This is a genomic window from Maricaulis sp. (assembly GCF_048270095.1).
In the GTDB taxonomy this organism is placed as follows: domain Bacteria; phylum Pseudomonadota; class Alphaproteobacteria; order Caulobacterales; family Maricaulaceae; genus Maricaulis.
Genome location: NZ_JBLWTL010000011.1, coordinates 70,468 through 78,103, shown reverse-complemented (window position 1 = coordinate 78,103; position 7,636 = coordinate 70,468). Strand labels below are relative to the sequence as shown.

Annotated in this window: 7 protein-coding genes; 2 read left to right on the top strand and 5 right to left on the bottom strand. The window is 63.2% G+C overall.

The features are described 5' to 3' along the window. Window positions 1-1,424 (bottom strand): ComEC/Rec2 family competence protein (locus ACN0YJ_RS08420; RefSeq protein ID WP_417495921.1); only part of this gene is annotated, 1,424 nt, incomplete at its 3' end. Window positions 1,425-1,543: 119 nt separating this feature from the next. Between ACN0YJ_RS08420 and gltX the strand changes: the two genes are divergently transcribed. Next, on the top strand, window positions 1,544-2,962 hold the full coding sequence (gltX, locus tag ACN0YJ_RS08415) for a glutamate--tRNA ligase (RefSeq protein WP_417495920.1): 1,419 nt from the start codon (window positions 1,544-1,546) through the stop codon (window positions 2,960-2,962). A 30-nt stretch (window positions 2,963-2,992) separates the two neighbouring features. After that, window positions 2,993-4,300, top strand: coding sequence for a citrate synthase (gene gltA / locus ACN0YJ_RS08410; protein WP_417476382.1), 1,308 nt, complete (start codon window positions 2,993-2,995; stop codon window positions 4,298-4,300). Between the two features lie 92 nt (window positions 4,301-4,392). Here gltA and lpxB read toward each other — a convergent pair whose 3' ends face one another. Genes lpxB through fabZ form a run of 4 tightly spaced genes read right to left on the bottom strand, consistent with a single transcriptional unit; the run spans window position 4,393 to window position 7,634 of the window. After that, on the bottom strand, window positions 4,393-5,559 hold the full coding sequence (gene lpxB / locus ACN0YJ_RS08405) for a lipid-A-disaccharide synthase (RefSeq protein ID WP_417495919.1): 1,167 nt from the start codon (window positions 5,557-5,559) through the stop codon (window positions 4,393-4,395). Further along, on the bottom strand, window positions 5,556-6,404 hold the full coding sequence (locus ACN0YJ_RS08400) for an LpxI family protein (protein WP_417495918.1): 849 nt from the start codon (window positions 6,402-6,404) through the stop codon (window positions 5,556-5,558). Before ACN0YJ_RS08400 ends, lpxB begins: the two co-directional genes overlap by 4 nt. Beyond that, window positions 6,397-7,191 carry an acyl-ACP--UDP-N-acetylglucosamine O-acyltransferase gene (gene lpxA / locus ACN0YJ_RS08395; RefSeq protein WP_417475995.1) on the bottom strand — a complete coding sequence of 265 codons (795 nt, stop codon included), beginning with the start codon at window positions 7,189-7,191 and terminating at the stop codon, window positions 6,397-6,399. Before lpxA ends, ACN0YJ_RS08400 begins: the two co-directional genes overlap by 8 nt. After that, the gene (gene fabZ / locus ACN0YJ_RS08390; protein ID WP_417495917.1) at window positions 7,191-7,634 is read right to left on the bottom strand and encodes a 3-hydroxyacyl-ACP dehydratase FabZ; all 444 of its coding nucleotides are present in this window, start codon (window positions 7,632-7,634) and stop codon (window positions 7,191-7,193) included. The genes lpxA and fabZ overlap by 1 nt, the downstream gene beginning before the upstream one ends. Window positions 7,635-7,636 lie beyond the last annotated feature (2 nt).

The following is a 7,636-nucleotide window of genomic DNA, read 5'->3' as shown; positions in this document are numbered from 1 at the left end:
AACATGATATCCAGGCCAAAGCTCATCACATGCAGCGCCGGTTGATCGAGGCCGAAGGGCATCAGGAAAAGCGCCGCGACGCCTGCCGGCATGACCATGAAGGTAAAAACCGGCATGGCCAGAAGATTGCCGATCAGGCCGTAGCCGGCAATGCGATGAAAATGGAAGGCGGCAAAGCCCGATGTCGCGAAACCGGCGATCACACTGGTCAGGCTCAATCCGCCCAGCACCGACAGGGTGCCGCGGCCGAGGCCGAAGGGGGCTGGCGGGCGCCGCTTCTGGCGCCAGATATCGGCACAGGCGATCAGCGCGGCCACCGCCGCAAAGGACATGTGGAAGCCCGCCGCACGCACCGCCTCGGGCTGCAGGGCGAGCACGAAGATCATCGCCAGGGCCAATGTGTGCAGCGACAGCGCCCGGCGCCCGACCAGCACGCCGGTCAGCACCGCCGCCGCCATCAGGAAGGCACGCTGGGTCGGGATGGCCCCGCCCGACAGGATGAAATAGCCCGCTCCGGCCAGAAGCGCGCCGATCGCCGCCGGCCCGGCGGCATCAAAACGCCGCGCCCAGGGGGTGATGGCAGCGAGACCGAAGCGTAAAATCAGGAAAATCCCGCCCGCGAACAAGGCCATATGCATGCCCGATATCGCCAGGACATGCCCGAGACCGGCGGCGCGCAATGTGTCGCTGACATCAGGCGTGAGCCCAGAACGGTCGCCGGTCAGCAGGGCTGCCGCCATGGCGCCATTGCGGCCTGGCAGACGAGCGCGCAAATGCCCGGCGATCTGCCAGCGCCAGCGCGCGATCGCCCGCGCCGGCGCGTCCTGGTCCAGTTCAGGACCGGCTTCAAGCGGCGCAATCGCGAAACCACTGCCGACAATACCGGCGAAATAGGCGTTGAAGCGAAAATCATAACTGCCCGGAACCGGCGCGCGCCGGGGCCGTTCCAGAATGGCGAGAATGCTCACCGCCGCGCCCGGCGGCAGGTCTGGCTCCGCAGCCAGCACCCGGACCCGCCGGGCCGGGGCGCCGTCTTCGCGGGGCAGGCGGATGGAGAGGCGGGCCCGGCCGCGGCTGTTGCGCTCCACCGCTTCAAGCCAGCCGGTGACCGCCATTGGCCGCCCAAAGCTCAGCGCCACGCCGGACCCTGCACCCAGCGCGTGGCTGCGCTGCTGGGCCCGCGCCAGCCCGCCTGCCAGAGCCAGCAGCGCCAGCGCGGCCAGGCTCAGGGCCGCACCCCGGGTGATGGACCGCGCGGCCAGTAAACCGGTGATCGCCAGCACAGCCAGAGCGACAGCCCACAGGGCGGATGGCTCGGACGGCAGCGCGAAATACACGGCACAACCGGCCGAAAAACCGAGCGCGGCGATCATGGCCGGCCGCCCGGCCTGCACGAAGACCACCGCGGCGGCGGGCGGCCTCACACCATATCCGGGCCCGGGCTGTCTCACCGGCCAGATCCTCCCTGCCTAACCCCTATCGCCACCGCCGGTAATCATGCTAACAAACGATATTCTTCTTGCAGCGCAGCATGATCTCGCAGATGCAACACTTGAAAACCATGATCCGCACCCGGTTTGCTCCCTCCCCGACGGGCTTCCTTCACATTGGCGGCGCCCGCACGGCCCTGTTCAACTGGCTGTTTGCGCGCCATCATGGCGGGCAATTCCTGCTGCGTATCGAGGACACGGACCGGGCGCGCTCGACCCAGCCGGCCATTGATGCAATCCAGGACGGGCTGAGCTGGCTCGGCCTCGGCTGGGATGGCGATCTCGTCTCCCAATATAGCCGCGCCGACAGGCATGTCGAGATTGCACAACAAATGGTTGCGTCCGGTCACGCGTTTCGCTGTTATTGCGACGCCGATGAAGTTGATGCACTGCGCGCTGCGGCCTTCGATGAAGGCCGCGCCCTGCGTTCGCCATGGCGTGATCGCGATCCGGCTGATGCCCCCGAGGGCGCCCCTTTCGTCGTCCGCTTCCGCGCCAGTGATGAAGACATGCTGGTCGAAGATGCGGTCCAGGGCGAAGTGCGCTGGGCGGCCAAGGAATTCGACGACCTGGTCCTGCTGCGCAGCGATATGAGCCCGACCTATAATCTCGCTGTCGTCGTCGATGATCATGATATGGACATCACCCACATCATTCGCGGCGATGATCATCTGGTGAATGCCGGCCGTCAGGCGCAAATCTATGACGCGATGGGCTGGAAACGCCCGGTCTTCGCCCATATTCCGCTGATCCATGGGCCCGACGGCAAGAAATTGTCCAAGCGCCATGGCGCGCTGGGTGCGGAAGCCTATCGCGATATGGGCTATCTGCCCGAAGGCTTGCGCAATTATCTGCTGCGGCTGGGCTGGTCCCATGGCGACCAGGAATTCTTCACCGATAGTGAAGCCATTGCGGCCTTCGACATGGGCGGTCTCAATAAATCGCCCTCCCGGCTCGACCTGGACAAACTGTCGCACATCAATGCCCATCATATCGCCCAGGCCGATGATGCGCGCCTTTGTGAGCTCGTGACACCTTTCCTGAAAGGGCTGGACGGGCAGATCGATGATGCGGCCCTGAAGGCGGACCGCATAAGAAATGCGATGCCGGCACTCAAAACCCGCGCAGCGACGCTGGCCGAACTGGCCCAGCAGGCGTATTTCCTTGTGAAAGCGCGCCCGTTTCAGCTCGAAACCAAGCTTGCCAAACAATTGGATGAGACTGCCTGCGCGCGTCTTAACCGCCTTTTCACACGGCTCGTGGAAACCGATGCGTGGAATGATGCATCGCTCGCAAGCCTGCTCAAGCAATTCGCCGAGTCCGAAAGTGTCGGATTTGGCAAAATCGGCCAGCCGCTCCGTGCGGTCCTGACCGGTGGGGCACCCGCCCCGGACCTCGCACTCGTCATGGCCGTCCTTGGCCGCGATGAGGTGCTGGGCCGAATCAAGGATCAATTGTCGCCGGGCATCTGATGCCGGCGGCCGCCAGACAGGGAAAACATGATGGAAAGCAAGGCCAAACCGAACGGTTCCGCGACGCTCACCTATAATGGTACGAGCGTTGAGTTTCCCGTGCTCAGCGGCGAGATCGGGCCTGATGTCATCGACATCCGTTCGCTCTACCGCAAGACCGGCATGTTCACCTATGACCCGGGTTTCACCTCGACGGGCAGCTGCGAGAGCCAGATCACCTATATCGACGGCGACAAGGGCGTCCTGCTCTATCGCGGTTATCCAATCGAGCAATTGGCGAAGGGCTCGTCCTTCATCGAAGTCTGCTATCTGCTGATGCACGGCGAACTGCCGACGCCTGGCCAGTTGCAGGATTTCGACTGGACAATCCGTCGCCACTCCATGCTGCACGACCAATTCGACCAGTTCTTCCGGGGCTTCCGCCGCGACGCCCACCCAATGGCCATCATGGTCGGGACCGTCGGTGCGCTGTCAGCCTTCTATAACGACAGCACGGACGTCACCGATCCCAAGCTGCGCACGATTGCCAGCCATCGCATGATCGCCAAAATGCCGACGATCGCGGCGCGCGCGTTCAAATACGCGATCGGCCAGCCCTTCATCAGTCCACGCAATGACATGGACTATGCGGCCAATTTCCTGCGCATGTGCTTCGCCGTCCCGGCGGAAGATTATGAAGCCAATGCCGTCATGGCCCGCGCGATGGACCGGATTTTCATCCTCCATGCCGACCATGAGCAAAACGCCTCGACCTCGACCGTCCGCCTGGCCGGTTCGTCGGGCGCCAATCCCTTCGCCTGTATCGCAGCCGGGATTGCCTCGCTCTGGGGCCCTGCCCATGGCGGTGCCAATGAAGCCGCGCTCAACATGCTCGAGGAAATCGGCACTGTTGACCGCATTCCGGAATATATCGCCAAGGCCAAGGACAAGAATGATCCTTTCCGCCTGATGGGCTTTGGACACCGCGTCTATAAAAACTACGATCCACGCGCCACCGTGATGCGCGATACCTGTCATGAAGTGCTGGAGATCACCGGCCACGGCAATGACCCGCTGCTCCAGGTCGCCCTCGAGCTCGAGCGCATCGCCCTGGAAGACCCGTATTTCGTCGAGAAGAAACTCTATCCGAATATCGATTTCTATTCGGGCATCACGCTGCGCGCGATGGGCTTCCCGACCGAGATGTTCACCGTGCTGTTCGCCGTTGCGCGCACCGTCGGCTGGATCGCTCAATGGTCGGAAATGATCGAGGATCCATCCCAGAAGATCGGCCGTCCACGCCAGCTTTTCACCGGCGCCACACCGCGCGATTATGTCATGCTCAACAAGCGCGGCTGAACCACCACCGATCAATCATGAGAAAGGCCGCCCCAGTATCGGGCGGCCTTTTTTGTGGTCTGGTGTCAGGAAGTTGGCGCTGAGGACGGCGATCAGGTCCGGGGCAGGTATTGCAGCACGATTTCGGCCGCGCGATCGCTGGCCTTGCCCTCGCCGCGCATCTCGTCGGTCGCCTGGCGCAGCGCCTGGCTGATCTTCTGCCGCCGCTCCGGAGAGTCCAGCAGGCTCTGCGTCGAGGCGGCCAGCCGCGGCGGCGTACAGCGGGTCTGGACGTGCTCGAGCACGAGGTTGGAGTCCGACGCCATATTCACCAGCGTGGTATAGGGCGATTTCATCACATTGAGCATGCGGATCAGCGCCCAGGTGATCCAGCCCAGCCGGTAGGCCGCGACAGTTGGCACGCCGGTGGTCGCCAGCTCGGTGATCACCGTACCGGAACACGCCAGCGCCAGGTCAACGGCCGCGAATGCGTCGGCCTTTTCCGCTTCACTGACAATGATGATGTCGTCGGGCATGCGGGTATCAATCTGCAGACGCGCCTGCACGATGTGCGCAACCGGCTCGGCCAGCACGATGACGATTTTCAAGTCCGGCTGGCGGCGCAGGATGCGCTCGATCGCCTGCACCATCACATCATACATGCGCCGGATTTCCGCCGGCCGGCTGCCGAACAGGACCAGCATGGCCTGCGCATCCGCGGCCAGACCATGGCTGGCCCGGAAAGCGGCCCCGTCGCCGACCGTCATGCGCTCAAGCGTCGGATTACCGACAAAGGTCACAGGCAGGCCGAAATCGGTATAGAAAGGCGCATCGAAACTGACGATGGACAGCAAGTGGTCGACGGTCGCGGCGAGTGTCCTCGCGCGGCCCGGCCGGGTCGCGAAGACTTGCGGGCCGACATATTTGATCAATTTGATCGAAGGGTCGGCGGCGCGGACGCCCTGGGCAACCCGCAGCATGAAGCCCCAGCTATCGATCAGCACCACGACATCGGGCTTGCGCGCGAGAATATCGGCGACGGTAAGCGCCACGCGCTCCTTGACGCGGCGCCAGGCCAGCAGGCCGCCAATCCAGCCAATAATCGCCAGCCCGTCAATATCAACCGAGGTCTCAACGCCTTCAGCGGCCATCGCGGCGCCGCCAACCCCGGCAAAATCGAGCCCGTCCCCGCGCTCCTTGCGCAAGGATCGGATCAGGTCGGCGCCGAGCAATTCTCCGGAACGTTCGGCGGCGACGATATAGACGAGCGGCGTTGTCATTGGCCCGCCTCGCTGACCACCAGGAACATGCCGACAGCGTCGAGCGCCTCGATCACGGCCTCGCGATTGACGATCAGCGCGCCGCCCGCTTCAAGCGCAATGCCCGCCAGCCCGGCACGCTCGCAGCGCACGACGGTTTCCAGACCGATCGTTGGCAAGTCGATGCGCCGTTCCTGGATGGGTTTGGGCGTCTTGGCCAGCACACCAAAACGTTCACCGGCCTGGCCGCGCAAATGGCCGGGCAGTTCAACCAGCCGGTCGAGCATCGGATTGGTGCCCTCCTGGGCCTCGACCGCGAGAACCGTCCCGCGAGCGACCACAGCAGCCTGACCGATATCCATCTCACCCATATGACGCGCGGTGGCCAGGGCCTTGTCGATATCAGCCTGGTCGGCCTGGGACGGCGCAGTTCGTGTCAGGACACCGGCGCCGGGGGCCAGCGATTTGAGCACTTCATTGGCGCCAATCACGGTCAGGCCGGCCTGTTCGAATTCCTCGATCACCACCCGCAAGATGGCGTCATCGCCCTTGCGGCCAGCGGCCAGGGCCTTGGGCACGAGCACAAGCCCGCGCGCATCCATCTGCAGATCCTTGATGTCGGGCCGGGTCACATAACCGGCAAAACACAGCGCGTCGCAGCCCGCCGCCTTGAGCGCCTTGAGGATACCGCCAATCTGGCCGATCGATTTCTCGACGCTCTCAAACCCCTCGAACGGGTCCGTGCCGAAGCCTTTCACCCGCACGATGAACGGATTCATTCCGGCCATGGCGTGCGCGATCTCGACCGGCAAATCGCCGCCACCGGCGACCAGGCCAAGCCGGGTCCAGTGCGGTTGATCAGGCATGGGGCATACAAAGCGCGCGTTTCGACGAGGCGCGGATAAAGGCGATGATCTCCATCACATGGTCATTGTGGGAATAAAGTTCGGCGGCATCGGAGAGGCGTTCCTGGAAGGTGCCCTCCTCGGCAAACAGCAAGCGGTAGGCGGCGCGCAGATCACGCAGCGCCTCGCGCGGCATGCCCCGGCGTTTCAGCCCGACCACGTTCAGCCCCACCAGATAGGCATCATTGCCATTGACCGATCCGTAGGGGATCACATCGGCGGCGACCTTGGTCATCGCGCCGATAAAGGCGTGCCGGCCAACGCGGGTCTTCTGGACCACGCCGGACAGACCGCCAAAAATGACATGGTCACCAATCTGGGACGAGCCCGCGATCTGGGCGCCATTGGCCAGCACAACGCGGTCGCCCACGATGCAGTCATGGGCGATGTGCGAGCCGGCCATGAAATAGCAATCATTCCCGACAATCGTGCGCGCCTTGTCGAAGGCTGTCCCGGGATGCATCGTCACACCCTCGCGCATGATATTGCGCTGCCCCAGGATGAGCCATGTTTCCTCGCCCTGGTATTTGAAGTCCTGCGGCGGATGGCCCAGATGCACGCCCGGATACAGCACGCAGTCATCACCGATCTCGGTATAGCCATCGACGGTCGCGTGCGAGACCAGCCGGACGCGGTCGTGCAGGATGACATTGGGGCCGACGATGCAGAAGGGGCCGATCTCGACTCCTTCACCAATCCGGGCATCGGAGGAGACAATGGCGGTGGGGTGAATATTGGTTGCGTCCATCAGTGTGCAATTGCCTTCGCGGAAAATTCAGCCTGGACGGCCTTGTTGCCATCGGCGAAACCTTCACCGCGGAATTTGAACAGGCCATGGCGGGCAGCGGTTACGACCACATTCAGCCGCAACATCATGCCCGGACGGACCGGAAAGCGGAATTTGACCTTGTCGGCGCCGACAAAAAACACTGTGGCACTATCGGGCGACGCCTTCAGCGTCTTGTACATCAAAACCGCGCCCGTCTGGGCCATCGCCTCGATCATCAGCACACCCGGCATGACCGGATTGCCTGGAAAATGGCCGGGAAAGAAGGGTTCATTCGCGGTCACCGCCTTGATGCCGGTGATTGATTGCCCTTCGACATAATCTTCCGCGGCATCGATCAGCAAAAACGGGTAACGGTGCGGTAGAAGTTTGAGAATTTCAGTATTTTCAATGCGTTCAGACACGC